Annotated in this window: 25 protein-coding genes; 13 read left to right on the forward strand and 12 right to left on the reverse strand. The window is 73.5% G+C overall.

Annotated elements, in window-relative coordinates; all coding sequences use genetic code 11:
* The first annotated feature begins 10 nt into the window (after nt 1–10).
* The 4 genes from nuoL to K1Y72_RS21970 all read left to right on the forward strand — a co-directional run bounded on the left by nuoL (nt 11) and on the right by K1Y72_RS21970 (nt 6,118).
* Nucleotides 11–1,924 (forward strand): NADH-quinone oxidoreductase subunit L, encoded by a 1,914-nt coding sequence (gene nuoL, locus K1Y72_RS21955; protein WP_220168292.1) that lies wholly within the window; start codon nt 11–13, stop codon nt 1,922–1,924.
* Nucleotides 1,921–3,498 carry an NADH-quinone oxidoreductase subunit M gene (locus K1Y72_RS21960; protein ID WP_220168293.1) on the forward strand — a complete coding sequence of 526 codons (1,578 nt, stop codon included), beginning with the start codon at nt 1,921–1,923 and terminating at the stop codon, nt 3,496–3,498. The genes nuoL and K1Y72_RS21960 overlap by 4 nt, the downstream gene beginning before the upstream one ends.
* Nucleotides 3,495–5,057, forward strand: coding sequence for an NADH-quinone oxidoreductase subunit NuoN (nuoN, locus tag K1Y72_RS21965; RefSeq protein WP_220168294.1), 1,563 nt, complete (start codon nt 3,495–3,497; stop codon nt 5,055–5,057). Before K1Y72_RS21960 ends, nuoN begins: the two co-directional genes overlap by 4 nt.
* A 62-nt stretch (nt 5,058–5,119) precedes the next feature.
* A complete protein-coding gene (locus K1Y72_RS21970) occupies nt 5,120–6,118 on the forward strand; it encodes a polyprenyl synthetase family protein (RefSeq protein ID WP_220168295.1) in 999 nt (332 codons plus the stop codon).
* Between the two features lie 76 nt (nt 6,119–6,194).
* On the opposite strand, the gene K1Y72_RS21975 is transcribed toward K1Y72_RS21970, so the two are convergent.
* From K1Y72_RS21975 to rarD, 7 genes are all read right to left on the reverse strand, one after another.
* Nucleotides 6,195–6,794: a GTP-binding protein gene (locus K1Y72_RS21975; protein WP_220168296.1), complete on the reverse strand. Its 600-nt coding sequence runs from the start codon at nt 6,792–6,794 to the stop codon at nt 6,195–6,197.
* Nucleotides 6,775–7,224, reverse strand: coding sequence for a DUF742 domain-containing protein (locus K1Y72_RS21980; protein WP_220168297.1), 450 nt, complete (start codon nt 7,222–7,224; stop codon nt 6,775–6,777). Before K1Y72_RS21980 ends, K1Y72_RS21975 begins: the two co-directional genes overlap by 20 nt.
* Entirely contained in the window at nt 7,221–7,649 is a 429-nt protein-coding gene (locus K1Y72_RS21985) for a roadblock/LC7 domain-containing protein (protein WP_220168298.1), read from the reverse strand. The genes K1Y72_RS21980 and K1Y72_RS21985 overlap by 4 nt, the downstream gene beginning before the upstream one ends.
* Complete coding sequence (locus tag K1Y72_RS21990; RefSeq protein WP_220168299.1) at nt 7,649–7,996, reverse strand: hypothetical protein; 348 nt, start codon at nt 7,994–7,996, stop codon at nt 7,649–7,651. The genes K1Y72_RS21985 and K1Y72_RS21990 overlap by 1 nt, the downstream gene beginning before the upstream one ends.
* 204 nt (nt 7,997–8,200) lie before the next feature.
* Nucleotides 8,201–9,817: a prenyltransferase/squalene oxidase repeat-containing protein gene (locus K1Y72_RS21995; protein WP_308287179.1), complete on the reverse strand. Its 1,617-nt coding sequence runs from the start codon at nt 9,815–9,817 to the stop codon at nt 8,201–8,203.
* A 419-nt stretch (nt 9,818–10,236) separates the two neighbouring features.
* Nucleotides 10,237–10,632 (reverse strand): hypothetical protein, encoded by a 396-nt coding sequence (locus tag K1Y72_RS22000; RefSeq protein WP_220168300.1) that lies wholly within the window; start codon nt 10,630–10,632, stop codon nt 10,237–10,239.
* A gap of 122 nt (nt 10,633–10,754) precedes the next feature.
* Nucleotides 10,755–11,642: an EamA family transporter RarD gene (rarD, locus tag K1Y72_RS22005; protein ID WP_220168410.1), complete on the reverse strand. Its 888-nt coding sequence runs from the start codon at nt 11,640–11,642 to the stop codon at nt 10,755–10,757.
* A 122-nt stretch (nt 11,643–11,764) separates the two neighbouring features.
* On the opposite strand from rarD, the gene msrA reads away from it, so the two are divergent.
* Both msrA and K1Y72_RS22015 read left to right on the forward strand, forming a co-directional pair.
* Complete coding sequence (gene msrA, locus K1Y72_RS22010) at nt 11,765–12,418, forward strand: peptide-methionine (S)-S-oxide reductase MsrA (protein WP_220168301.1); 654 nt, start codon at nt 11,765–11,767, stop codon at nt 12,416–12,418.
* 47 nt (nt 12,419–12,465) lie between these two features.
* Nucleotides 12,466–13,047 carry a hypothetical protein gene (locus tag K1Y72_RS22015; protein WP_220168302.1) on the forward strand — a complete coding sequence of 194 codons (582 nt, stop codon included), beginning with the start codon at nt 12,466–12,468 and terminating at the stop codon, nt 13,045–13,047.
* A 262-nt stretch (nt 13,048–13,309) separates the two neighbouring features.
* Here K1Y72_RS22015 and K1Y72_RS22020 read toward each other — a convergent pair whose 3' ends face one another.
* Nucleotides 13,310–13,993 carry a group II truncated hemoglobin gene (locus tag K1Y72_RS22020; protein ID WP_220168303.1) on the reverse strand — a complete coding sequence of 228 codons (684 nt, stop codon included), beginning with the start codon at nt 13,991–13,993 and terminating at the stop codon, nt 13,310–13,312.
* A gap of 200 nt (nt 13,994–14,193) precedes the next feature.
* Here K1Y72_RS22020 and K1Y72_RS22025 point away from each other — a divergent pair, with 200 nt between their 5' ends.
* The 4 genes from K1Y72_RS22025 (at nt 14,194) to K1Y72_RS22040 (ending at nt 16,793) form a co-directional block, all read left to right on the forward strand.
* The gene (locus K1Y72_RS22025; RefSeq protein ID WP_220168304.1) at nt 14,194–15,222 is read left to right on the forward strand and encodes a phytase; all 1,029 of its coding nucleotides are present in this window, start codon (nt 14,194–14,196) and stop codon (nt 15,220–15,222) included.
* 31 nt (nt 15,223–15,253) lie between these two features.
* Nucleotides 15,254–15,784: an SMI1/KNR4 family protein gene (locus tag K1Y72_RS22030; protein WP_220168305.1), complete on the forward strand. Its 531-nt coding sequence runs from the start codon at nt 15,254–15,256 to the stop codon at nt 15,782–15,784.
* A gap of 89 nt (nt 15,785–15,873) precedes the next feature.
* The gene (locus K1Y72_RS22035; RefSeq protein WP_220168306.1) at nt 15,874–16,467 is read left to right on the forward strand and encodes a hypothetical protein; all 594 of its coding nucleotides are present in this window, start codon (nt 15,874–15,876) and stop codon (nt 16,465–16,467) included.
* Complete coding sequence (locus K1Y72_RS22040; protein ID WP_220168307.1) at nt 16,464–16,793, forward strand: hypothetical protein; 330 nt, start codon at nt 16,464–16,466, stop codon at nt 16,791–16,793. Before K1Y72_RS22035 ends, K1Y72_RS22040 begins: the two co-directional genes overlap by 4 nt.
* Before the next feature lie 6 nt (nt 16,794–16,799).
* On the opposite strand, the gene K1Y72_RS22045 is transcribed toward K1Y72_RS22040, so the two are convergent.
* Both K1Y72_RS22045 and K1Y72_RS22050 read right to left on the reverse strand, forming a co-directional pair.
* Nucleotides 16,800–17,108 carry an AzlD domain-containing protein gene (locus K1Y72_RS22045; protein WP_220168308.1) on the reverse strand — a complete coding sequence of 103 codons (309 nt, stop codon included), beginning with the start codon at nt 17,106–17,108 and terminating at the stop codon, nt 16,800–16,802.
* Complete coding sequence (locus tag K1Y72_RS22050; protein WP_220168309.1) at nt 17,105–17,785, reverse strand: AzlC family ABC transporter permease; 681 nt, start codon at nt 17,783–17,785, stop codon at nt 17,105–17,107. The genes K1Y72_RS22045 and K1Y72_RS22050 overlap by 4 nt, the downstream gene beginning before the upstream one ends.
* Nucleotides 17,786–17,852: 67 nt before the next feature.
* On the opposite strand from K1Y72_RS22050, the gene K1Y72_RS22055 reads away from it, so the two are divergent.
* The 3 genes from K1Y72_RS22055 to K1Y72_RS22065 all read left to right on the forward strand — a co-directional run bounded on the left by K1Y72_RS22055 (nt 17,853) and on the right by K1Y72_RS22065 (nt 20,747).
* A complete protein-coding gene (locus tag K1Y72_RS22055) occupies nt 17,853–18,410 on the forward strand; it encodes a helix-turn-helix domain-containing protein (RefSeq protein ID WP_220168310.1) in 558 nt (185 codons plus the stop codon).
* A gap of 82 nt (nt 18,411–18,492) precedes the next feature.
* Nucleotides 18,493–20,298: a murein biosynthesis integral membrane protein MurJ gene (gene murJ, locus K1Y72_RS22060; RefSeq protein WP_258573234.1), complete on the forward strand. Its 1,806-nt coding sequence runs from the start codon at nt 18,493–18,495 to the stop codon at nt 20,296–20,298.
* Nucleotides 20,299–20,351: 53 nt separating this feature from the next.
* The gene (locus K1Y72_RS22065; RefSeq protein ID WP_220168311.1) at nt 20,352–20,747 is read left to right on the forward strand and encodes a thioesterase family protein; all 396 of its coding nucleotides are present in this window, start codon (nt 20,352–20,354) and stop codon (nt 20,745–20,747) included.
* Nucleotides 20,748–21,266: 519 nt separating this feature from the next.
* Here the strand turns inward: K1Y72_RS22065 and K1Y72_RS22070 are convergent.
* Entirely contained in the window at nt 21,267–22,154 is an 888-nt protein-coding gene (locus tag K1Y72_RS22070; RefSeq protein ID WP_220168312.1) for an ABC transporter permease, read from the reverse strand.
* The gene (locus K1Y72_RS22075; protein ID WP_220168313.1) at nt 22,151–24,676 is read right to left on the reverse strand and encodes an alpha/beta fold hydrolase; all 2,526 of its coding nucleotides are present in this window, start codon (nt 24,674–24,676) and stop codon (nt 22,151–22,153) included. Before K1Y72_RS22075 ends, K1Y72_RS22070 begins: the two co-directional genes overlap by 4 nt.
* Between the last annotated feature and the right edge of the window lie 36 nt (nt 24,677–24,712).

Raw genomic sequence — 24,712 nt, forward strand, 5'->3', positions numbered from 1 at the left:
GAGGCGGGGCATGAAAGCGGAAGGCTTCCAGGCCGTGGCCTGGCTTCTGATCGCCCTGCCCCTCGCGGGCGCGGCGATCCTGCTCCTCGGCGGGCGCCGCACCGACAGGTGGGGGCACCTGCTCGGCACCACGATGTCGCTCGCCTCGTTCGCCGTCGGCGTCGCCGCGTTCGTGCAGATGCTCGGGTACGGCGCCGAGGAGCGGCGCCGCACCCTGCACCTGTGGGACTTCATCGACGCCGGCACCGTGAAGGTCGGCGCGGACCTGCTGCTCGACCCGCTGTCGATCAGCTTCGTGCTGCTCATCACCGGCGTCGGCTCGCTGATCCACATCTACTCCATCGGCTACATGGCGCACGACCCCGACCGGCGCCGGTTCTTCGCCTACCTGAACCTGTTCGTCGCGGCGATGCTGACGCTCGTCCTCGGCGGCAACTACACCGTCACCTTCCTCGGCTGGGAGGGCGTCGGTCTCGCGTCCTACCTGCTCATCGGGTTCTGGCAGGACAAGCCGACGGCGGCGACGGCGGCCAAGAAGGCGTTCGTCGTCAACCGCGTCGGCGACCTCGGCATGGTCGGCGCGCTGATGCTCATGTTCAGCGTGTTCGGCACCTCCGGCTTCGACCAGATCCTCGGCACCGGCGCCGAGCACGTCGGCGCCGCCGCGCGGCTCGGCTCGGGCACCGCGACGGCGCTCGGGCTGCTCCTGCTGCTCGGCGCCTGCGGCAAGTCCGCGCAGCTCCCGCTCCAGTCGTGGCTGCTGGACGCGATGGAGGGCCCGACCCCGGTGTCGGCGCTCATCCACGCCGCGACGATGGTCACCGCCGGCGTCTACCTGATCGTCCGGTCCGGGCCGATCTTCGAGATGTCCGACACGGCGCGCCTCGTCGTCACCATCGTGGGCGCGGCGACGCTCCTCGCCGGTGCGATCATCGGGTGCGGCAAGGACGACATCAAGAAGGCCCTCGCCGGCTCGACGATGTCGCAGATCGGCTACATGCACCTCGCCGCCGGGCTCGGCAAGGCCGGCTACGCCCTCGCCATCGCGCACCTCATCGCGCACGGCTTCTTCAAGGCGGGCCTGTTCCTCGGCGCCGGCTCGATCATGCACGGCATGAACGACGACGTGAACATGCGCCACTACGGCGGCCTGTGGAAGTACATGAAGGTCACCTTCGCGACCTTCGGGCTCGGCTACCTCGCCATCATCGGGTTCCCGTTCCTGTCGGGCTGGTTCACCAAGGACAGCATCATCGAGGCCGCGTTCGAGAAGGGCGGCACGTCCGGCGCGATCCTCGGCGGCTGCGCGCTCCTCGGCGCCGGCATCACCGCGTACTACATGTCGCGGGTGATGTTCCTGACGTTCTTCGGCGAGAAGCGCTGGCAGGAGGACGTGCACCCGCACGAGTCCCCGAAGGTGATGACGGTCCCGCTGATCGTCCTCGCCGTCGGCTCGGTCGGGATGGGCGGGTTCCTCATCCTCGGCGGCTTCTCCGACTGGCTCGCGCCGGTCGTCGGGGAGCCCGAGGAGCACGGCTTCAAGTGGATCAGCATCCCGGGGACCGCGACCTTCGTCCTCATGCTCGTCGGCGCGGCGATCGCCTGGCGCCAGTACGGCGCCCGCAAGGTCCCGGTGGAGGCCCCGAAGGGCTCGTTCGTCACCGTCGCGGCCCGCCGCGACCTGTACGGCGACGCGCTCAACGAGTCGCTCCTCATGCGCCCCGGCCAGTGGCTGACCCGCCTCGCGGTCTGGTTCGACAACCGGGGCGTCGACGGCGCCGTCAACGGCATCGCCGCGGGCGTCGGCGGCACCTCGGGCCGCGTCCGCCGCGTCCAGACCGGCTTCGCCCGCTCCTACGCCCTCTCCATGTTCTTCGGCGCGGCGCTCGCCCTGGCCGCGCTCCTGGTGGTGAACGTCACGTGAACGACTTCCCCTGGCTGTCCCTGCTGATCGCGCTGCCGCTCGTCGGCGCGCTGGCGGTCGCGCTGCTGCCGACCGCCCGCGAGAAGCTCGCCAAGCAGGTCGCCCTCGCCTTCTCCCTCGCCGTGACGGTCCTCGCGCTCGTCATGGCGGCGCGCTTCGACACCGGCGGCGACCGGTTCCAGTTCACCGAGACGCACTGGTGGATCAAGGAGTTCGGGGTGCACTGGGCGCTCGGCGCCGACGGCGTCGCGCTCACCCTGATCGTCCTGTCGGTGATCCTCGTCCCGCTGGTGGTGCTGGCGTCCTGGACCGACGCCGACCGGTCCGGCGGCGTCGACGGCACCCCGCCGAAGCGGTCGGTGAAGACCTACTTCGCGCTGCTCCTCGCCCTGGAAGCGATGATGATCGGCGTCTTCGCGGCGACCGACGTGTTCCTGTTCTACGTCTTCTTCGAGGCGATGCTCGTCCCGGTGTACTTCATCATCGGGTCCTACGGCGGCCCGCAGCGCTCCTACGCCGCGGTGAAGTTCCTGCTGTACTCGCTGCTCGGCGGCCTGCTGATGCTGGTCTCGGTCATCTGGCTGTACCCGCTGTCGGCGAAGCCGCCAGCCGAGGGCGGCCTCGGCCACGGCACCTTCCTGTTCGAGGAGCTGCGCGGCCTGCACGTCGACCCGACCACCGCCAAGTGGCTGTTCCTCGGCTTCTTCATCGCCTTCGCGATCAAGGCGCCGATGGTGCCGGTGCACACCTGGCTGCCGGACGCCGCCGCGCAGTCCCCGGCCGGATCGCTCGTCCTCGTCGTCGGCGTCCTCGACAAGGTGGGCACCTACGGCATGCTCCGGTTCTGCCTGGAGCTGTTCCCCGGCGCCGCCAAGTGGGCGACCCCGGTCGTCCTCGCCCTCGCCGTCGTCAGCATCATCTACGGCGCGGTCCTCGCGATCGGCCAGGTCGACCTGAAGCGCCTCGTCGCCTACACCTCGGTGTCGCACTTCGGGTTCATCGTCCTCGGCATCTTCGCGATGACGACCGCCGGCCAGTCCGGCGCGGCGCTCTACATGGTCAACCACGGGTTCTCCACCGGCGCGCTGTTCCTCGTCGTCGGCTTCATGATCGTGCGGCGCCGGTCGGCGAGGATCTCCGACTTCGGCGGCGTGCAGAAGGTCGCGCCCGTCCTCGCCGGGACGTTCCTGATCGCCGGCCTGTCCGGGCTGTCCCTGCCGGGCCTGTCGCCGTTCGTGTCGGAGTTCATGGTGCTCACCGGCACCTTCGGCCGGTACCGCGTCCCGGCGGCGATCGCCGCCGTCGGCATCGTCCTCGCCGCCATCTACATCCTGTGGACCTACCAGCGGACCATGGGCGGCCCCGCCGTCGAGTCGGTGCGGGCCATGCCGGACCTGTCGGCCCGGGAGAAGCTCGTCGTCGCCCCCATCATCGCGATCATCGTGGCGATGGGCTTCTTCCCGCAGCCGGTGCTGGACGTCATCAACCCCTCGGTGAAGCAGACGCTGGCCCGGGTCGACCGCCAGGACCCGGCCCCCAAGATCAACGTCGCGGAGAACGGAGCGCGTCCATGACCGCGAGCACGCTGCTGGCGCAGGGGGCCGACATCCCGGCCCCCCACATCGAGTACGACCAGCTCGGCCCGACCCTGCTGGTCTTCGGCGCCGCGCTCGTCGGCGTCCTCGTCGAGGCGTTCGCGGGCCGCGCCGCCCGCTTCGGCGCCCAGGTCACCCTCACCGCGCTCGGCCTCGTCGGCGCGCTCGGCTGGACGATCTGGCTCGCCGCCGACAGCAAGCCCCACCACGTCGCCGCCGAGGGCGCCATCGGCGTCGACGGCCCGACGCTGTTCCTGCAGGGCACCATCCTCATCCTGGCGATCCTCAGCCTCATGCTGATCGCCGAACGCCGCAACGCGCACTTCACCGCGCAGGCGTCGGCGCTGCCGGGCACCGAGGCCGAGCAGGAGACCACCGCGGCCGGGATCGTCCAGACCGAGGTCTTCCCGCTGATGCTGTTCGCCGTCGGCGGCATGCTGATGTTCCCGGCGTCCAACGACCTCCTGACGATGTTCGTCGCGCTGGAGGTCATGTCGCTGCCGCTCTACCTGCTGTGCGGCCTCGCCCGCCGGCGGCGCCTCCTCTCCCAGGAGGCGGCGGTCAAGTACTTCCTGCTCGGCGCGTTCTCCTCGGCGTTCTTCCTGTACGGCACGGCGCTGCTGTACGGCTACGCCGGCTCGGTCCGCCTCGGCGACATCGCCGCCCAGCTCGACAAGGACGCCGGCAGCGAGACGCTGCTCCTCGCCGGCGTCGCGCTCCTGTCCGTCGGGCTGCTGTTCAAGCTCGGCGCCGTCCCCTTCCACATGTGGAAGCCCGACGTCTACCAGGGCGCCCCGACGCCGATCACCGCGCTCATGGCGTCCTGCACCCTCGTCGCCGCGTTCGGCGCGATGCTGCGGGTCTACTACGTCGGCCTGGAGCACCTGAAGTGGGACTGGCGGCCCGCCATGTGGGGCGTGGCGATCCTCACCATGGTCGCCGGCGCGATCATCGCGATCACGCAGACCGACCTCAAGCGGATGCTCGCCTACTCCTCGATCGCGCACGCCGGCTTCCTGCTGACGGGCGTCATCGCCACCTCCACCGACGGCCTGTCGAGCACCCTGTTCTACCTGGTCGCCTACGGCTTCACCACCATCGGCGCGTTCGCCGTCATCACCATGGTCCGCGACACGGGCGGCGAGGCCGCCCACCTGTCGCGCTGGGCGGGCCTCGGCAAGCGCTCCCCGGTCGTCGCCGGCGCGTTCGCCTTCTTCCTCCTCGCCTTCGCCGGAATCCCGCTCACCAGCGGCTTCACCGGCAAGTTCGCGGTGTTCAAGGCGGCCGTCGAGGCCGGCGCGACGCCCCTCGTCGTCGTCGGCGTGCTGTCGTCGGCGATCGCGGCGTTCTTCTACGTCCGGGTCATCGTGGTGATGTTCTTCAGCGAGCCGGAGGCCGACGGACCCACCGTCGTCGCCGCCCCGGTGACCGCGGCTGCGGTCGCGCTCGGGCTGGCGGCTACTGTGGTACTCGGTGTGCTCCCCCAGCCGGTGCTGGACCTTGCGGGGCATGCCGCGACACAGATGTTCGTCCGGTAGTGATCCGGTAGGGGGTTTGGGTGAGTAGCGCTTCCGCCGCGCGTCCGGGTGGGCAGGCCACCGTGGCTTCGGGCCCCTTCGGCCTGCCCATCGACGCCGGCCTCGCCGCCGACGCCCGCGAGGGTCTCGCCGCCGTCGAGGCCCTGCTGCTGGAGTCGGTGCAGAGCGACGATCCGCTGCTCACCCAGGCGTCCAAGCACCTGGTCGAGGCCGGCGGCAAGCGCTTCCGCGCGATGCTCGTCGTCCTCGCCGCCCAGTTCGGCGACAAGGACGCCCCCGGCGTCGTCCCCGCCGCCGTCGTCGTCGAGCTCACGCACCTCGCGACGCTCTACCACGACGACGTCATGGACGAGGCGCCCGTCCGGCGGGGGCAGGAGTCGGCGAACTCGCGGTGGACCAACACCGTCGCGATCCTCACCGGCGACTACCTGTTCGCCCGCGCCTCGGACCTGCTCGCCGACCTCGGCCCCGACGCCGTCCGCATCCAGGCCCGCGCGTTCGCCCGCCTCGTCCGCGGGCAGATCCAGGAGACCGTCGGCGTCCCCGAGGGCGGCGACCCGCTGAAGCACTACCTCCAGGTCGTCGCCGACAAGACCGGCTCGCTGATCGCGGTGTCCGGCCAGTTCGGGGCGCTGCTGGCGGGCGCGCCCGCGCACGTCGTCGACACCGTCACCTCGGCCTGCGAGAAGATCGGCATCGCGTTCCAGCTGTCCGACGACATCCTGGACATCGCCTCCGAGGCCGAGCAGTCGGGCAAGACCCCCGGCACCGACCTGCGCGAGGGCATCCGCACCCTGCCGATGCACCTGGTCCTCCAGGGCGACGCCACCGGCCCCGACGACGCGCGCCTGCGCGAGCTGCTGGACGCCGACCTCACCGACGACGCCCTGCACGCCGAGGCCCTCGCCCTGCTCCGCGCCCATCCGGCGATGGACCGCGCCCGCACCGACCTGCGCCGCTGGACCGACGACGCCCGCACCGAGCTGATGACGCTCCCGGACATCCCGGCCCGCGAGGCGTTCCTCGGCCTCTGCGACTACGTCGTCACCCGCACCGGCTGACCGGGGTCACCCGCACGGGCTGACCCGCACCGGCCGGCGCCGGGCCGCGCGGTCCCCCGTGCGGCCCGGCCCGCCGTCAGGCGCGCTGCGGCTCGGCGGCGAGGCCGCGGGCCTTCATGGCGTGCAGCACCATGTCGATGAGGACGCGCTTGCACGACTCCAGGCTGCGCGCGTCGCACAGCATGACCGGCACCGCCGGGCCGAGGTTCAGCGCCTGCTGGATCTCGCCGAGCTCGAACCGCTGCTCGCCCTCGAAGCAGTTGACCGCGACGACGAACGGCGTGCCGCGCCGCTCGAAGTAGTCGACCGAGGGGAAGCAGTCCGACAGCCGCCGGGTGTCGGCGAGGACGACGGCGCCGAGCGCGCCGAGCGCGACCTCGTCCCACATGAACCAGAAGCGCTCCTGGCCGGGGGTGCCGAACAGGTAGAGGACGTACTCGTCGCGCATGGTGATGCGCCCGAAGTCCATCGCGACGGTGGTGGTCTTCTTGCGCTCCACGCCCGACACGTCGTCGACGCCGACGCTCTCGTCGGTGAGGATCTCCTCGGTGCGCAGCGGCCGGGTCTCCGAGACCGTCCCGACCATGGTCGTCTTGCCGACGCCGAACCCGCCCGCGATCACGATCTTGACCGCGGTGGGCAGCCGGCGGGCCGGCTCAGAGCGCTCGGAGGCCATCGATCACCGCCTGGTAGAGCCTGATGTCGTGCATGTCAGCTTCCGGTTCGGGTTCCTGCAAGGTGATGAGGCTCTGGTCGAGCAGGTCGCCGAGCAGGACCCGGACGGTCGCGACCGGCAGGTCCAGCAGGCCGGTCAGCTCGGCGACCGAGATCGCGGCCTGGCTGAGCCGCAGGATCGCCAGGTGCTCGGGGCCGAGCCCGGGGCGCGCCTCGGGCTCGGGGCCGGCGGCGACGACCATCGTGATGAGGTCGAAGTGGCCGCGGGTCGGTTCGATCCGCCCGCTGGTCATCACGTAGGGGCGGACCATGGGGCCGGCGGCCTCGGCCGTCCACGGGTCGGCCTGCTGCGCGGCCGGCCAGGGCTGCGGCTGCGGCTGCGGTTGCTCCTCCGGCCAGCGCTCCTGCGGCGGGTCCTCGGGCGGCATCATGACGTGGGACGGCTCTCCGGTGCGGCGGTCTCGGAACGCGTGGGGGTCGACAGGTGGTGGCCCATGCTGGTGACGAGCATGGCCATCTCGTAGGCGATCAGGCCGACGTCGGCCTCCTCGTCGCTCAGCACGGCGAGGCAGGCGCCCTTGCCGGCGACGGTGACCAGCATGAACGCCGACTGCATCTCCACGATGGTCTGGCGCACCGCGCCGCCGCCGAACCGGGTGCCGGCGCCCTTGGCGAGGCTTTGGATGCCCGCCGCGACGGCGGCCAGGTGCTCGCCGTCGTCCTGCGACATGGCCGCCGAGGAGGCCATCAGCAGGCCGTCGGCGGACAGCACGACCGCGTGGCGGGCGTGCGGGAGCCGGCCGATCAGGTCGTCCAGCAGCCATCCGAGATCGGCCGCCGAACCCGCCTTCTGCATCACTGCTCGTCCTCGCCTTCAGAGCGCTCGGCCGTCGCCTCGCGGCCGCGGCGGATGCCGCGCTGGTAGGAGCCCATGATCCGCTTGATGTCCGCGGGCGACCGGGCGGGCTCGGGGGGGTTCTCGGTCGCGGGGTCGTCCTCGCGCAGCGGCGGGGCGAGACTCGTCTGCGGCACCCGGACGGGCAGGCCGGACGGGGTCGTCGGGTCATCGGGCACGGGGTGCTGCTCCTCCGGCTGGTCGGGGGCGGGCGGCACGGCGGTGCGCGGCGGGCCGGGACGGGCCGCGCGCGCCTCGGACGGCGGGGCCGCGCCGTCCGTCCAGGGGCGGTCTCTGCCGCAGTGCATTCAACAACCGACCCAACAATTGGTAAGGAGAGTCCGCGAACTCGGCCGGGCCGTTTTCAGGGTCGCGGGACACTTCGCGTGCGGGGGGTGGGGAACCTACGAGAAGGCTCCGCACAACGAAGAACCCTACCAACGTGAACAAATACACTCAAGGCGAACGGATGACTCCGGGACGTTTGTCGAGTACCTTCGTTGTGGTTTATTTCACTTATCCATAAGTCCGCTTGCGGACTCCAGGAGATGCGCGGCGGCCACGACCGCGGCCCGGACGATCGCGGTCGGGCGGTAGAGGTCCTTGTCGTGCCACATGGCCGGCGCGCCGTCCGTGCCGTCGCCGTCCAGCGCGGCGGCGAGGACGGGCGCGGCGCGGCGCGCGGCGTCCGTGCAGGCGGGGTCGGGGCCGCCGGTCATGAGCAGGATCTGCACCGCGTACGCGGTCTCCTCGGCGGTGCCCTGCCAGTGCCCCCAGGAGCCGTCGGGGCGCTGGGTGTCGAGCACCCACCTGCGCGCGCGCTCGACGGCCCCGCCGGCCGCGGCGCCGCCGAAGCGTTCCAGGGCGAGGGCGCAGCAGACGGTGGCGTAGTAGGGGGAGGCGTGCCAGCGGTCGGTCCAGCTGCCGTCGTCGCGCTGCTGGAGGCGGAGCCAGCCGGCGGTCTTGACGACGGTGGCGGCGTAGCGCGGGTCGTCGTCGGCGCCGCCGCTCTCCAGGTAGCCGCCGAACGCCTCCAGCACGTGGGCGTTGGTGGTGATGGAGAAGCCGTCCTCGCCGGTCCAGGTGCAGAAGTGGGAGGGCGTCTCGTACGCCCAGAGCGCGTCGGGCCGGTGCGGGGCGCCGAGCAGCGCGAGCGCGTACAGGGCGCCCGCGGTGGTGTCGGCGTCGGCGGGCAGCCCGGCGGCGGCGGGGGTGCCGCCCTCGCCGATCGGCGCGGTCAGGCTGAGGACGAGCTCGGGCGGGACGTGCACGGGGACGCCGGCGCGCGCCAGCCAGGCGAGGACCCAGCCGCGCTCGAACACGGTGAGGGGGTAGCCGACGGGGACGGGCCCGCCGTGCCAGTCCGACACCGTCTCCAGGTGCCAGCGCGCCGGGTGGCTCGGGTCGGCGGGCGGGCGGTCGCCGAGCCAGGCGGCGGTCGCGGCGGGGGAGGCGCCGATCGTGCCGGTCTGCTCGGGGCGGACGCCGGGCAGGCCGCGGGCGGCGTCCCCGGCGATCTCCAGGGCGTGCAGCAGCTTCTGCGGGATCTGGACGCCCGCGGCGAGCGCGGTGCGGATGTGGCCGATCTTCTCCTCGCCCATCCCGGCGGGGAGCGGCAGGACGAGGCCGCGCCGGTGCGCGAGGCCGGCGGGCGGGTCCGCGAGGTGGCGGGCGATGCGCGCGGCGAGCGACGGCACGATCAGCTCGATCGCCGGCATGTCGGGCAGCCGGTCGCGGCCGGGGCCGGGCAGCATCGCGGCGAGCTTGGCGAGGCCGCCCTCGGCGGCGGCGATCACGGCCGGGTCGGCGCCGCGTCCGGGCCGGTGCGCGACCGACAGCAGCGCCTCGACGGCGCTGAGGGTCGGGACGAGGGCGTAGCCGTCGTCGGGGGCGCCCCAGCCGCCGTCGGTCCGCTGCTCGCGCAGCAGGTAGGCGACGCGCTCGCCGTCGCCGGTCAGCCAGGGGACCAGCGTGACGAGCCGGCCCGTCTCGTAGACCGAGGGCGCGACCTGCCCCCAGGGCCAGGCGACGAGGCCGCGGACCAGGTCGGCGGCGGCGCCGGCGATCCCGGCCGCGGCGGCGGCGGGGGGAGTGTCGGGGTACCGGGCGGTGCCGGCACCGTCGATCACGGGCGGATCCGTGCGGGGGGAGGGGTGACGGGCGGGCCGTACCGGCCGCTGATGCTGGTGCTGGCCACTCTGTGCTGCCCCTCGCGCTGTGCCGTCGGTTGCTCGGGCGGGCTCGCGCGCATCCCCGGTTTTGGGGTGCTTGCGCAATCCCTGGGTGTTTTGAGCGTTTCGACGGAAGTATCACATGGCAAAAAACACTCCTCAAGGAGCGCGATGGTAGAAAGTTCACCGACCGGTGTGTGACGCTCGTCACCCTGCCCGCCATTGCGCGACCGGCCGGTCGGTACCGCGCATCCCCGGGTGCCGGTCCATGCGAAAAGCGGCCGTCCGGAGAGGGCGGCCGCCTTTTCTTTTCGGTAAATGCGCCGGTGGTCGGGAACAAATGCGCCGGGGGTGCCCGCGCGCCAATTGCGCGGCGTTCAGCGGGTGGCGCTCGGGTCCAGCGAGCTGGAGAGCACGGCCGGCCAGGTGCGCCGGTTGGTGACCTTCACCGTGCCCGTGGTCGCACGCGTGCCGCACCGAGCGGTGATCTTGTACGTCCCGGGCCGCGCGTCCGAGCGCAGCACCGCGGTCCCGCGGCCGGCGCCCGTCCCCGTGCTGAGCTGCGCGTCCGCGACGAAGGCGGCCGAGGAGGCCAGGTGCCGCCGCGCGCCGTCCGGGCAGGCCGGCGCGGTCAGGCTGATGCGCTCCCCGGGGCGGGCGAGGCCCGGACCGGCCTCGACGCGGCCCTTCGCGGTGGCCTCGCCGTTCGCCGGCGCCGCCATCCCGGCGGCGACGATCGCCACCCCGATCGCGGTGATGCTCAGCAGGCGCACAGGGCTACTCCTCGGTAGACGGGGGGTGTGGCGTCCGGCACTTTAGTGCGTGCGGGCCGTCCTCTCCATAGATGTCTACGAAACGGGAAAAGTTGCTGTAGTGCGACATGTGACAGCGACTGTCAGGACGCCGTCCCCGGCACCGGCCGCGCCGCCCGCCGGGCCCGCCGCCCGCTGCGGAGCCCGTCCCACGTCAGCGTCACGAGCGCCAGCCAGACCAGCAGGAACCCCGCCCAGCGGCTCGGCGGCATCTCCTCGTGCTGCACCAGCAGCCCGATGAGGAACTGCAGGACGGGCGCCAGGTACTGCAGCATCCCGATCGTCGTCATGGGGACGCGGACCGCCGCGGCGTTGAACAGCAGCAGCGGCACCGCCGTCACCACGCCCGCCCCGACCAGCAGCAGCGCCTGCCCGGCGCCCTCGTGGCCGAACGTCGCGTCCCCGCGCAGCTCCAGCGCGGCCGCGAAGGCGAGCGCCGGGACGAACATCACCGCCGTCTCGACCGTCAGGCCCTCCGCGGACGGCATGTCGGCGAACTTCTTGACCAGCCCGTAGGTCCCGAACGAGAACGCGAGGACGAGCGCGATCCACGGCGGCCGCCCGTAGTCGACGGTCAGCACCAGCACCGCCGCGGCGCCGAGGCCGACGGCCGCCCACTGCCAGCGCCGCAGCCGCTCCCGGAAGACCAGCACCCCGAACACCACGCTGATCAGCGGGTTGATGAAGTAGCCGAGCGCGGCCTCGATCGTCCGCCCGGCGTTCACCGCGTAGATGTAGGTGCCCCAGTTGACGCTGATCACCAGCGCGGCCGCCGCCAGCAGCCCCACGCGGCGCCGCGTCAGCGTCCGCAGCCAGGCCCACTGCCGGCGGACCGCGAGGACGGCGAGCACCGCGACCAGCGACCACATGACGCGGTGGGCGAGGATCTCCAGCGCCCCGGCGGGCTTCAGCAGCGGCCAGTAGAGGGGGAACAGCCCCCAGAGCACGTAGGCGGCGACGCCGCACACCATTCCGCGACGGTTCAGCACGCGCGCCAAGCTATCAGGACGTAAGCAGTCAAAAGCGGCACGGGACTGACAAGTCGCCGCGCCCGGGGCATGAGCCCGCGCGCCGCGCGAGCTAACCTGAAGCCATGTTCGGCTTCGCGAAGACCAAGATGGTGTCCCCCGACAAGGCCCTGCCGGGCCGGTCCCAGGCGATCCCGGTCCCCGAGCGCCACGTCGTCCTGGACACCCCCCTCGCGCCGCCCTACCCGGCCGGCACCGAGATCGCCGAGTTCGCCCTCGGCTGCTTCTGGGGCGCCGAGCGCAAGTTCTGGGAGACGCCGGGCGTGTACTCGACGTCCGTCGGCTACGAGGGCGGCCACACCCCGAACCCGACGTACGAGGAGGTCTGCAGCGGCCTCACCGGCCACACCGAGACCGTCCGCGTGGTCTACGACCCCGCGAAGGTCTCCTACGCCGACCTGCTGAAGGTGTTCTGGGAGTCCCACGACCCCACCCAGGGCATGCGCCAGGGCAACGACGTCGGCACCCAGTACCGTTCGGCGATCTTCACCCACTCCGCCGCCCAGGCGAAGGAGGCCGACGCCTCCCGCGCCGCCTACCAGAAGGTCCTCGACGGCGCCGGCTACGGCCCCGTCACCACCGAGATCACCGAGGCGCCGGAGTTCTACTTCGCCGAGGACTACCACCAGCAGTACCTGTACAAGAACCCCGGCGGCTACTGCGGCATCGGCGGCACCGGCCTCTCCTGCCCCGTCGGCGTCGCCCGCGCCGACGGCTGATGCCCCCATCCTCCGGCTGGGTGTGGTCGTCCGATCTCCGCCCGTCCATGGAGATGGTGTCGGAGGTCGTCGGCTACGACTTCGACGACTCCTACCCGCTGGTGGGGCGGCACGAGCTCGAGGTTCGCCTCGCGCAGGCGGTGGACGGCAACGAAGTGCCGGTGGAGATCGACACGTCCGACGAACGCGTCCAGGACTCGCTCTCGCTGCTGTACGCGGTGTTCTCCCGTTACCAGGTCGTCCCGTCCACCGCTGACCGTCGATGCGGGCGCTCCACCGGAGAACGCGATCATGCAGGGGCGGGCGGGCTCCGTCCGCGCCTCCTCCAGCGGATTCGTCGAGGCACTGCTCATCCGGAGAGCGGCTGCCTGCCTGGGGGCATGAGCACGCGCAACGTCGGGCGACGGTTCCGGGAAGTACGCAAGCGGCGGGACCTGACCCAGCGCGAATTCGCCCGTCGCGCCGGCGTGGTCGGTCGGGTACGACGCGCAGGCGAAGAGGACGGTCGCGCTGCGCTTCCAGGACGGACGCTGGGTGCGCCGGCGGACCCCGGCGCCCATGATCAGCGGCTACACCTTCGCCGTCCGGTCGACGCGGGACGTCTGGATCGCCTGCACGTGCGACGTTGATGTCGGAAACCCGCCAGTCCTCTTGGGCGCGCCCCTCTAGCGTCGCCGGCATGTCGCAGTAGAGCCGAGAGATCGTCCAGAACGCCTGGAAAGCCTTCGCCACCCACGACGCCGACGACTACTGCTTCGTCTTCGAGCTGGAGGGCGGGCGGATCCACCGGGTCCGCGAGTACATGGACACGGCTCGCGGGCACCGCATGGTCTTCGGCGAGCGCCCGTAGCTATCGGTCGAACGAGCGCCCGGCGTTCCGGCGGACGCGGATCAGCCCTGGCAGGGCGGGGCGGCGCCCCAGCCCCAGCGGGGGACGGGGGCCTGCCGGACGGGGGAGGCGTCCGGCTGGGATTTGGCGACGGCCAGGCGGGTGCCCCACTCGATGCAGTCCATGAAGGCGGTGCGGAACTCCGGGTCGGCGGGGAGGCCGACGTCGTCGGCGGCGACGGCCAGGAGGTCCACCCAGCGGCGGCGCCGGGCCTCGGTGATGCCGCGGCCCAGGTGCTGGGCGAGCATGTGCGCGTAGCCGCCGCGTCCGGTGGTGTAGCGGGGCGCGCCGCCGAAGACCTCGGCTAGCCACATGGCGACGTGGCGGGGGTGGCCAGGGTCCATGCGGGCGAAGAGCGGGCCGACGACGTCGTCGGCCAGGACGCGGTCGTAGAACCGGCGGGTGAGCTCCTCGAACGCCTCGGCCCCGCCCGCCCGCTCGTAGCGGCGCATCTCCTCGACGGCGTCGACGTAGGGGCGGATCTCGGCGAGGAAGCCCGGGAAGTGCTCGCCCATGCGGAACCCGTCCGGGTGGTCGCCGGCCGAGGTCCAGGTGATCCGCAGGATGTGGGAGGCGGGCTCGTCGGTGCAGCGGCCGAGCTCGTAGCCGACGCACTGCGGGGCCTTGGCGAGGAAGGCGGCCGCCCGGTCGTCGGGGACGCGGTAGCGGAGGTACTCCACGATCATCGGATGCCCTTCGCCGTGCGGTGCCGTGCCCGATGTGGAGGTGATCATGTGATCGGAGCGTTCACATGGTCTCGTGGGACATCGTGCCGGGCGGCCGTGGTGATCAAGGTGGTGGGCGGTGTTCATCCGGCGTTCGCCCGGGGAAGGGCAGGGGGTCCTATTTTCGGGGTGTTCGTCCCCCCTCCGAATGAAGGACGCCCATGCTCTCTCCCACCCGGCGGCTCCGCCTGCTCGCCGTCCCGCTGACGGCGGGGGCGCTCACCGCCCTCGGTCCCGGCGCGTCGGCCGCGGCGCCCGACGTGGACGTCACCGCGACCGTGGAGACGGCACCGGTCGCCCACAGCGGGGACGCCGCCGACGACCCGGCGATCTGGGTCGACAAGGCCGCGCCCGCGAACTCCGCCGTCATCGCGACCGACAAGAAGGGCGCGCTCAACGTCTACGCGCTGAACGGCTCGCTGATCCAGAGCATCGCCGGCGACTACGGCAACAACGTCGACGTCCGCGACGACATCGTCATCTCGGCCGACGACGAGGCCAACGACGGCGACGGCGCCATGCACATCTACCGGATCAGCGCGTCGACGCGGAGGCTGACGCTGCTGAAGACCGTGAACACCGAGGTCACCGCGCACGGGATCTGCATGTACAAGTCCCCGGCGACCGGCAAGATCTACGCCTACCCGAACTCGACCTCCGGCCGCCTGGAGCAGTGGGAGATCGCGGTCAGCGGCAGTACCGTGACGGCGACGTCGGTGCGCCTGTTCGACGCCGGCACCGCCGTCGAGGGCTGCTACGCCGACGAGACGACCGGCAAGCTCTACCTGGGTGAGGAGGACGTCGGCGTCTGGGTCTACGGCGCCGAGCCGACCGCCGGGACGGTCCGCACGAAGCTGGACGCGACCGGGTCCGCCGGCCACATCACCGCCGACGTGGAGGGCATCACGGCGGCCGGGACGCACCTGTTCGTGTCCTCGCAGGGCAGCAACGACTACACCGTCTACGACCGCGGCACCGGCGCCTACCAGGGCCGCTTCTCGGTGGTGAACGGCACCGCCGCCGACGACTGCGAGGACACCGACGGCATCGACGCGACGGCGTCCGCGCTCGGCACCGCCTTCCCGAAGGGCCTGTTCGTCTGCCAGGACGGGTCCAACGGCGCCCCCGGCACCAGCGGGAACCAGAACTTCAAGTTCGTCCCCCTGGAGCGCATCACCGCGTCGTTCTGACGATGTCGGAGGCCGGTGCCATCATCGGGCCATGAACGATCATGACGAGCTGGTGCGGCGGGTCGCCGAGCGGGCGGGCGAGGAGGCCGGGGCCGCGCTCGTCCCCGCCACCGCCGGGCAGGTGGCGGAGGCCGAGGCGGCGCTCGGCTTCCCGCTGCCGCCGCTCCTCGCGCGGCTCTACCGGGAGGTCGGCGACGGCGGCTTCGGGCCCGAATACCGGCTCCTGCCGCTGATCGATGGGGCGGGACCGACCGCCGTCGGCACCTACCGGGAGAAGCGCGCCCCGGGACGGTGGCCGGCCGGCGTGCTGCCCATCCTCACCTGGGGCTGCGCGATGTACGCCGCCGTCGACTGCACGGACCCCGCCGCGCCCGTCCTGCTCTTCGAGCCCAGCGCCGTGACCGACGACTGGGAGCACGCCTGGTTCCTGGACGCCGGCGACCTCGCGGACTGGCTGCGGACCTGGCTCGCGGACGCCGGCTGGTACGAGGAGGAGATCATGGAGGATCCGAGCTTCGTCGGCCCGCAGCCCTGGCCGGACGCCGCCCGCCGCCTGGCCTGAGAGTCAGACGCGGCGCTCGACGGCCTGCCGCCGGCCGATTCCGCCGATCTCGGTCGGGGGCTCCGCTAGGTTCGGGGCGGGAGGCGGACATGGGTGACTATTTCGTGGCGGTCGTGGACGTCGAGGCGACGCCGCGGGACGCGGAGCGGCTGGCGGCGGACGTGCGCGCGTGGCTGGTCGCGGAGGGCGTCGTGGCGGCCGAGCGCACCGAGTGCGTCATCGGGAGCGCCACCGGCCATGCGCCCGGCCCGCGCGCCGGCGAGGCCGTCGACGGGTCCGGCCGGGACGGGTCCTGGCGGGACCTCTGGCACAACGGCGTGGACGTCCGGGCCGGCCACCGCGTCCACGACGCCGGCCAGGGCGACCCGACGGGCGTCGCCTGCCCGCACTGCGCGCACGAGATCGACCTGATGGACGACGGCTACGAGCTGGACCACGAGGCGTGGGCGCCCTTCGCCGCGGTCGTCCACGGCTGGGACGAGGGGCGCGAGGTCGTCCTGGACTGCCCGTCGTGCGGGCGGCCGGTCGAGCCGACCGCGTGGAAGTGGACCGACGACTACTTCGTCCTCGCCCACCTGGGCGTCACCTTCTGGAACTGGCCGCCGCTGCGCCCCGCCTTCCTGGCCGGCCTCGCGCGCCGCCTCGGCGGCCACCGCGTCACCGTCCTGGAGGGCAAGCTGTGAGCGGCGCGGGCTGGTACGGCGTCCGCTGCGTGATCAGGCACGGGGAGCGCGACGAGCCGTCCTACGAGGAGACGATCACCATCTGGCGGGCCGCCTCCCCCGAGGAGGCGATGGCGAAGGCGGAGGCGGAGACGGCCGAGACCGCCGAGATCCTCGGAGCCAAGGCCCTCGGGATCGTCCAGAGCTACTTCATCGGCGACGAGGAGACCGTCGGCGAGGGGACCGAGGTGTTCTCCCTCATCAGGGAGAGCGACCTGGACGCCGACGCCTACCTCGACGCCTTCTTCGACACCGGCCGCGAGTACCAGCGCAAGACGGACGGCTGAGCGCGGTCAGGGGACGCCGGCGAGGCGGAGGAGGGCGGTGGTGGCGGCCGCGGCCAGGACGATGGCGGGGAAGGGGGCGCAGCGCCAGGCCAGGGCGGCGGCGACGGCGACGCCGGCGGGGCGGGCCCAGCCCGCGAAGGCGTGGCCCTCCAGGAGGGCGGACGTGGCGACGAGGGCGGCCAGCAGGACGGCGGTCGCCGCCGTCAGGAGCCGCTCGGCGCGCGGGGGGACGGTGACGCGGCCCGCGAGGAGCGGGCCCGCGACGCGGAAGGCGTAGGTGCCGGCGGCGAGGGCGAGGACGGCGAGGAGCGTCATCGGGCGGCCTCCGTCCGGGCCGGGCGGAAGAGCAGCAGGGCGAGCGGGGCGAGCAGGACGGGCAGGCCCGCGGGCAGGAACGGGGCCGCGGCGACGGCGGCGGCGGCGCCGAGCGCGGCGGCTTTGCGGACGGCGGGGGCGGCGAGCGCCGGGAAGATCAGGGCCAGCAGGACGGCGGGGAAGGCCGCGTCCAGGCCGAGCGCGTCCGTGGAGTGCAGCGACCGCCCGGCGAGCGCGCCGGCGGCGACGGCGAGGTTCCAGCAGGCGAACAGGGCGAGGCCGCAGAGCCGGAAGACGGCGCGGCGGCCGGCCGGGTCGCGCCGGCGCAGGGTGAAGGCGAGCGCCTCGTCCATGATCAGGTGGGCGCCGAGGTAGCGGGTCCAGCGGCCGCCGACGACGTCGGACAGCGCGAACCCGAACAGCAGCAGCCGGGCGTTGAGGACGAGGCCGGTGGCGACGGCGGCGAGGGCGCTCCCGCCGGCGAGGACGACGCCGAGGGCGGCGAACTGGGCGCCGCCCGCGAAGACCAGCAGGGACAGGGCGATCGGGAGCCACGCGGGCAGGCCGCCGGCCGTGGCGATGGCGCCGAAGGACGCGCCGACCAGCGCGTCGGCCGCGCAGACCAGGGCGATGTCGCGGAGCGTCGCCCGATCGATCGTTCGGTGCAAAGAACGCATGTTCACTAGAATGAACGTATGCCAGAATGTTCGTCAAGCCGAACGATGCGACCTCTGGAGCGAACACATGGGCGAGCAGGCCGAGCTGGGCGCGGTGATCGCCGCGTCGCTCCGGCGCGAGCGGGAGCGGACCGGGCTCAGCCTGAGCGCCCTCGCGCAGCGGGCGGGCGTCGCCAAGTCGACGCTGTCCAAGCTGGAGTCGGGCGGCGGCAACCCGAGCGTCGAGGTGCTGTGGGCGCTCGGCGTCGCGCTCGGCGTCCCGCTCAGTCGCCTCGTGGACCCGCCGCGGCCGCGGGTGCGGGTGCTGCGCGCGGGCGAGGGGCCGATCACCTACTCCGAGCGGGCCGACTACCAGGCGACGCTGCTCGCGTCCTGCCCGCCCGGCGCGCGCCGCGACATCTACCGGATCGCGGCGCAGCCCGGCACGGCGCGCGCCTCCGACCCGCACGCGCCCGGTACCGTCGAGCACGTCCTGATCGGCGCCGGGCGCGCCCTCGCGGGCCCGGCGGACGAGCCGGCCGAGCTCGGGCCGGGCGACTACATCACCTACCCGGGGGACGTCCCGCACGTCTTCGAGGCGCTCGCCGCGGACACCGGCGCGATGATCGTGATGGAGCACGTCTGACCGCCGCGCCGCGGAACCCTGCCCCGGACGGTACCGGTCGTGGTATATCCGGCTTGTCGTCCATCGCTCCTGGAGGGCCCCCTTGACGCAGGAACCCCGCCCGCGCCCCGCGGACGCGACCCGGCCCGACGGCTTCCGGCCGGACGGCCTCCCGCGGCCCGCCCCCGGCGGGTACGCGCCGGACGCGACGGTGCCCGACATCGCGATCCCCGACACGGTGACGGACGCGGTCGACCAGGCCGCCGAGGCGCCCGAGGGCGGGGGCGGGGGCGGCGGCCTGCTGCGGTCCAGCGCCGTCATGGCGCTCGGCACGCTCGCCTCCCGGCTCACCGGCTTCCTGCGGACGATGATCCTGGTCGCCGCGCTCGGCACGCAGGCGCTCGGCGACACCTTCAACACCGCCAACACCATCCCCAACATCATCTACGACACGCTGCTCGGCGGCGTGCTGACGGCGGCGCACGTGCCGCTGCTCGTGCGGGCCCGGCAGCGGTCCCGGGAGTACGGGGAGCAGTTCGAGCAGCGCCTGTTCACGCTGCTGCTCGGCGTCCTCGCCGTACTGACGCTGCTCGCGATGGCCGCGTCGCCGCTGCTCATCGACCTGTACGCGAGCGGCTTCACCGCCGCCCAGCGGCACCTGGCGATCATCTTCCTGCTGTTCTTCCTGCCGCAGATCTTCTTCTACGGCTTCAGCGCCGTCGCGAGCGCGTCGCTGAACGCCCAGGAGCGGTTCGCCGCGCCGATGTGGGCGCCGGTGCTGAACAACGTCGTGGTGAGCGCCGTCGGCGTCGTGTTCATCATCGTGACGACCGGGCCGGTGACGCCGGAGAGCATCACGGACGGCGAGATCACGCTGATCGCGCTCGGCACCACGCTCGGCGTCGTCGCGCAGGCCCTCGGCCTGCTGCCCGCGCTGCACCGGATGGGGTTCCGGTGGCGGCCCCGGCTGAACTTCCAGCCCGGCGAGCTGAAGTCGATGGGCAACGTCGCCGGGTGGACGCTCGCGCTCGTCCTCGCCCAGCAGGCCGGCCTGGTCTTCTACACCAACATCGCCAACCGGGCCGGGGTGCGGGGCCTGAAGGAGGGCCTGGACTACGGCGTCGGCCTCACCCCGTGGACGAACGCCTACCAGTTCTTCCAGCTCCCGTTCGCGATCGTCGCCGTCTCGGTGATCACCGCGCTGTTCCCGCGGATGAGCCGCGCCGCCGCGCAGAACCGGCTGGACGGCGTCGCCGACGACCTGGCGACGGGCCTCCGGCTCGCGCTCATCATCATCATCCCGGCGGCGGCGCTGCTGTTCGGGCTGAGCGCCGAGATCTGCGTGGCGTTCTTCGCGCACGGCAACTCGGGCGTCCCGGACGCCCTGATGATCTCGAACGTGCTGCGGGTGTTCGCCGTCGCGCTGATCCCCTTCACCGCGCTGCAGCTCCTGCAGCGCGGCTACTACGCGCTCGCCGACACCCGCACGCCCGCGCTCGTCGGGTTCGTGACGACGGCCGTCAGCGTCGTGCTCGCCGTCGCCGGGTACGCGAAGCTGCCGACCGACCGCATCGTGCTCGGCATCGCGTTCGCGCAGGGCGCGTCGTGGGCGCTCGGCTGCGTCCTCATCGCGGTCCTGCTGCGCCGCCGCCTCGGCACCCTGCACGTCCGGGAGATCGCCGGGCCGATCGGCAAGGCGGTGGTCGCGGCGGTGCCGGCGCTCGCCGTCGCGCTCGGCGCGCACGAGCTGGTGGTGCGGACGGCCGGCGAGGGCTTCTGGCCCGCGCTCGCCGCGGTCGCCGTCGCCGGCGCGCTCGGCACCGGCCTCTACCTCGCCGCCGCCCGGCTGCTGCGGATCGACGAGATCCTGCTCCTCGGCCGCCAGATCGCCGCCCGCCTCGGCCGCTGACGGGGGCGCCGCGCGCCCGCCACGGCCGGGAGGAACGCGACTACTTTGGGTGCATGGCACTGGAAGCCGGCCTGCGCGCCGAGACGCTGATCACCGTCGACCGGGCGGACACCGCCGAGCAGGTGGGGAGCGGGGACGTGCCCGTGCTCGCCACGCCGCGCCTGCTCGCGCTCGCCGAGCAGGCGACGCTGAAGGCGATCGAGGGGCGGCTGGGGGACGGCCGGACGTCGGTCGGCACCCGGCTGGAGCTGGAGCACCGGACGGCGAGCCCGGTCGGCGCCGAGGTGACGGTCGGCGCGGAGCTGGTCGAGGTGGACGGGCGGCGGCTGGTGTTCGCGGTCGCGGCGACCGACCGGGCGGGCGCCCTGGTCGGCTCCGGGCGCATCGAGCGGCTCGTCGTGGACCGCGCGACGTTCCTGTCGGGCGCGGCCGCGCGGGCCGCGGGCTGAGCGCGAACGCGCGGGGCCCCGCCGCGACCGGAGTCGCGGCGGGGCCCTGCGCGTGAAGGCTGCGGGTTCTCAGTACGGCAGGAGGCGTCCCGAGGGCGTCCTGAGATCCATGGGGCTCGGTTGACGTGGCGGTCTCGGGCGCTTGATGAGCTGCTGCCGTGCCATGGTGATCATCTCCCCCGTCGTGCCGGAATCTAATCCCGGCGGAGCGAGCCGATGTCGCGCGTGTTTCCCTCTGACGTCCCTGTCCTTCGGAAGGTTCGCTGAGCTTATGCGACGGCCTGCGGCCGTTCGACCGATTTCACAGGACGAGAGCTGACTTCGCGTGCCGAACCGGGCGCAAAGGGTAGCGGCCGGACCTGGCCACGGGTCGCCTGAACCCCCACCGCACAGGCGCTCCCGCGCACTTCAGCGAGATGCCGGCGGAACCGCGCGAGGCGCCGGATTTTTTACCTGCGGCCCGCCGCCGGACGCCCGCGACGATCCGGACGCGCCGGAATTCCCGGACGCCCCCGGGAGTCAGGAGACGATGTCGCGGGTGCGGAAGCGCCGGAAGGCGAGCGCGAACAGCACGAGCGAATAGGAGACCGACAGCGCGGTCCCCTTGGCCATGCCGGTCCACTGGATCTGCGGCTGGAGGGCGTCCATCCACGAGTACATCCAGTGCGTCGGCAGCAGGTCGCGCCAGGAGCCGAGCGCGGTGACGGCGTCCAGGATGTTGGAGACGATGACCAGGCCGACGGCGCCGCCGACCGCGCCGAGCGGCGAGTCGGTCGTCACCGACAGCAGGAACGCGAGCGCCGCCACGACGAGCTGCGCCACCAGCGAGTAGGCGATGATGACGCCCATCCGGCCGAGCGCCTGCCCGGTCGGGAAGGTGCCGCCGGTCGGCAGCGACACCGCGCCCCAGCCGAACCCGGCGGTGCCGGCGACCAGCGACATCAGCGGCAGCGCGAGGACCGCGACGGCGGCGTAGCCGAGCGCGACGGCGAGCTTCTGGCGGAGCAGCCGGCCGCGCGGGACGGGCGCGGCGAGCAGGTAGCGGAGCGAGGACCAGCCCGCCTCGCTCGCCACGGTGTCGCCGCAGAACAGCGCGACGGCGACGACGAGCAGGAACCCGGTCGCGACGAACAGCGCGAACAGCGCGAAGTTCAGCCCGGAGGCGGTCGCGACGTCGACGAGGCCGGGCGCGCCGCCCTCCCGCCCCGGATCGCCGCCGATCTTGAAGGCGCCGACCAGGATCCAGGGCAGCATCAGCAGGATCGCGAAGGCGACCAGGGTGCGGCGCCGCCGGAACTGGCGGACCGCCTCGACGCGGAGCGGCAGCGTGCGCCGCACGTCGTAGCCGGGCGCGCCGCCGTCGCGCGCCGCCGCGGCCGCCGTCGCGCCGCCCTGCTCCCCGCTCACGGGCCCTCCCCGATGATCTCCAGGAAGGCGTCCTCCAGACGCCGCCCCGATCCGGTGATCTCCGCGACCGGTCCGGCGGCGACCCGCCGGCCGCCCGCCATGACGACCGCGTGCGTGCAGGTCTGCTCGACCTCGGCGAGCAGGTGGCTGGACACGATGACGGTGCGGCCGGCCGCGGCGTAGCGGACGAGCACCTCGCGCATCTCGCGGATCTGCGGCGGGTCCAGGCCGTTGGTCGGCTCGTCCAGCACCAGCAGGTCGGGCAGCCCGAGCATGGCCTGCGCGATCGCGAGGCGCTGCCGCATGCCCTGGGAGTAGGTGCGGACGGCCCGGTCCAGCGCCGCGCCGAGGCCGGCGATCTCCAGGGCCTCGTCCAGGTGCGCGGCGTCGCGCGGCCGGCCCGTCGCCCGCCAGTACAGGTCGAGGTTGTCGCGGCCGGTCAGGTGCGGGAGGAAGCCGGGGCCCTCGACGAACGACCCGAGCCGCGACAGGACCGGCGCGCCGGGCGTGACGCGGTGCCCGAACAGGCGGATCTCGCCGGCGTCGGGGTGGATGAGGCCCATCAGCATCCGCAGCGTCGTCGTCTTGCCGGCGCCGTTCGGGCCGAGCAGCCCGAGCACCTGCCCGCGCTCGACCGTGAACGACAGGTCGGCGACGGCGAGGTGCCCGTTCTTGTACGCCTTGGTGAGGCCGGTGATCTCCAGCGGGACGTCCGCGCGGTCCGCGTCGAACTCGCCCGCCGCGCGGCGCCGCCCGCGCCCGGTGAGCGCGATGGCGAGGGCGGCGGCGAGCGCGGCGGCGGGCAGCGCCCACACCCAGGCGGGCAGCGGCGCGGCGGGCGCGCGGAGCGCCGGGACGGCCGGCACCGACAGCCCCGACACCGCGGCGACCTTGTAGGCGGCGGGCTTGGCGGGGGTGGCGAAGCCCATGTCGGTGGTGGAGACGACGACGCGCAGCCGGTGCCCGGCGTCGAACCGGTAGTCCATCGCGGGCAGCGTGACGTCGGCCTCGCCGCCCCGCGCCGTCGCGTCGATACGGACGGGGTCGGCGATGCGGCGGGCGGGCGACGCCGCGCCCTGCCCGGTGACGTCGTAGAGCTTGGCGAACAGCGGCGCGCCGTCCTGCCCGGTGCCGCTCGCCCCCGACACCCTGATGCGGACGGTCGCGGCGCCGGTCAGCCGGAACGGCTCGGCGAGCGGCGCGGTGTCGAACGTCGCGGACTGGCCGGGCATGTCGACGGCGAGGCCGCCGCCCGCGAGCGCGCCCGCGCCGAGGTCGCCGAGGCCGCCGAGCGCGCCGAGGCCCGGCAGCGCGGAGATCGAGGCGGGGGAGCCGCCCGCCGGATTGTTGATCGGCTGCTCGCGGCCCGACAGCGGCAGCGTGCGGAGGTTCGCGCGCAGGCCCGGGTAGGCGCGGGCCGTCGCGGCCTCCACGCTCACCTGCTGGGTGGAGGAGTCGATGCCGCTCGCGCGGGTGACGGTGAACCCGGCCGGGCCGCCGCCCCGGCCGCGCAGCCGCTCGTCGAAGAAGGACCGCAGGTAGCCGCGGACGCGCGCGGTCTCGGCGTCGCCGCCGTCGTGCCCGCCCTGGTACCAGACGACCGACACCGGGGCGCCGTTGCGGGCGATGCCGCGGGCGTTGGCGTCGCCCTGGTCGAGCGGGAACAGCGAGTCGGCCTGGCCCTGCACGACGAGCGCCGGCACCTTGATCCGGTCGATGACCGACGCGGGGCTGGAGCGGCGCAGCGTCGCGATCGCGTCGTCGTCGGGCCGGCCAGCCTCGGCGACCCGCTGGTAGAGCGCGCACATCGACGGCAGGAACCGGCCGCACGCGTCGCCCTGGCGCTGCCCGCCGGCGGAGAAGAAGATCCCGGCCCACAGCCTCTTGAACACGCCGGTGGCCGGCCCGCCGCCCGCGTAGTTCGGGAACAGCACGTCCGGCAGGCTGTTCCAGGTGATCTGCGGGGCGATCGCGTCGACGCGGCGGTCGTAGGCGGCGGTCATGAGCGCGATGGCGCCGCCGTAGGACTCCCCGGCCATGCCGAGGCGCGGGTCGCCGGGGCCGTCCAGCGCGACCTCGGGCTGCCGGGCCACCCAGTCGATCAGCTGCCGGGCGTCCTTGACCTCGTAGTCGGGGGAGTTCAGCGCGATCTGCCCGGTGGAGCGGCCGAAGCCGCGCGCCGACCAGGTCAGCACGGCGTAGCCGTCGCGGGCGAGCGCCTCGGCGTCCGCGCGGACGTCGTCCTTGGACCCGCCGAACCCGTGCCCCAGCATGATCGCCGGGCCTTTCCCGCCGCCGGCGGGCGGGAAGAAGGTCGTGTCGAGGGCGACGCGCTGGTCGTCGTGCGGGCCGTCCACGACCCGGACGGTCTGCGCGCGCGAGCGCACCGGCGCGTCACCGGCCGCGAGCCCCCAGGCGGCGGCGCCGCCGGCGAGGACGAGCGCGGACCCGGCCGCCGTCCAGCGGGCGGCCCGCCCCGTGCCGTCCCAGCGCTCGCGGAGCCGCGCTCCCCCCAGCCTCATGCGCCGAGCCTATGCCGCGCGGGGCGGGCGGGACCG

The sequence above is a fragment of the Actinomadura parmotrematis genome (assembly GCF_019458805.1).
Classification (GTDB): domain Bacteria; phylum Actinomycetota; class Actinomycetes; order Streptosporangiales; family Streptosporangiaceae; genus Spirillospora; species Spirillospora parmotrematis.

Excerpts from the sequence above, each read along its gene's own strand:
- nuoL (WP_220168292.1), top strand. The coding sequence starts at position 11 with ATGAAAGCGGAAGGCTTCCAGGCCGTGGCCTGGCTTCTGATCGCCCTG.
- nuoN (WP_220168294.1), top strand. The coding sequence starts at position 3,495 with ATGACCGCGAGCACGCTGCTGGCGCAGGGGGCCGACATCCCGGCCCCC.
- K1Y72_RS21975 (WP_220168296.1), bottom strand. The coding sequence starts at position 6,794 with ATGGCCTCCGAGCGCTCTGAGCCGGCCCGCCGGCTGCCCACCGCGGTC.
- K1Y72_RS21980 (WP_220168297.1), bottom strand. The coding sequence starts at position 7,224 with ATGATGCCGCCCGAGGACCCGCCGCAGGAGCGCTGGCCGGAGGAGCAA.
- K1Y72_RS21985 (WP_220168298.1), bottom strand. The coding sequence starts at position 7,649 with ATGCAGAAGGCGGGTTCGGCGGCCGATCTCGGATGGCTGCTGGACGAC.
- K1Y72_RS21990 (WP_220168299.1), bottom strand. The coding sequence starts at position 7,996 with ATGCACTGCGGCAGAGACCGCCCCTGGACGGACGGCGCGGCCCCGCCG.
- rarD (WP_220168410.1), bottom strand. The coding sequence starts at position 11,642 with ATGGTGTGCGGCGTCGCCGCCTACGTGCTCTGGGGGCTGTTCCCCCTC.
- msrA (WP_220168301.1), top strand. The coding sequence starts at position 11,765 with ATGTTCGGCTTCGCGAAGACCAAGATGGTGTCCCCCGACAAGGCCCTG.
- K1Y72_RS22015 (WP_220168302.1), top strand. The coding sequence starts at position 12,466 with ATGGAGATGGTGTCGGAGGTCGTCGGCTACGACTTCGACGACTCCTAC.
- K1Y72_RS22020 (WP_220168303.1), bottom strand. The coding sequence starts at position 13,993 with ATGATCGTGGAGTACCTCCGCTACCGCGTCCCCGACGACCGGGCGGCC.
- K1Y72_RS22025 (WP_220168304.1), top strand. The coding sequence starts at position 14,194 with ATGCTCTCTCCCACCCGGCGGCTCCGCCTGCTCGCCGTCCCGCTGACG.
- K1Y72_RS22030 (WP_220168305.1), top strand. The coding sequence starts at position 15,254 with ATGAACGATCATGACGAGCTGGTGCGGCGGGTCGCCGAGCGGGCGGGC.
- K1Y72_RS22035 (WP_220168306.1), top strand. The coding sequence starts at position 15,874 with ATGGGTGACTATTTCGTGGCGGTCGTGGACGTCGAGGCGACGCCGCGG.
- K1Y72_RS22045 (WP_220168308.1), bottom strand. The coding sequence starts at position 17,108 with ATGACGCTCCTCGCCGTCCTCGCCCTCGCCGCCGGCACCTACGCCTTC.
- K1Y72_RS22050 (WP_220168309.1), bottom strand. The coding sequence starts at position 17,785 with ATGCGTTCTTTGCACCGAACGATCGATCGGGCGACGCTCCGCGACATC.
- K1Y72_RS22055 (WP_220168310.1), top strand. The coding sequence starts at position 17,853 with ATGGGCGAGCAGGCCGAGCTGGGCGCGGTGATCGCCGCGTCGCTCCGG.
- K1Y72_RS22065 (WP_220168311.1), top strand. The coding sequence starts at position 20,352 with ATGGCACTGGAAGCCGGCCTGCGCGCCGAGACGCTGATCACCGTCGAC.
- K1Y72_RS22075 (WP_220168313.1), bottom strand. The coding sequence starts at position 24,676 with ATGAGGCTGGGGGGAGCGCGGCTCCGCGAGCGCTGGGACGGCACGGGG.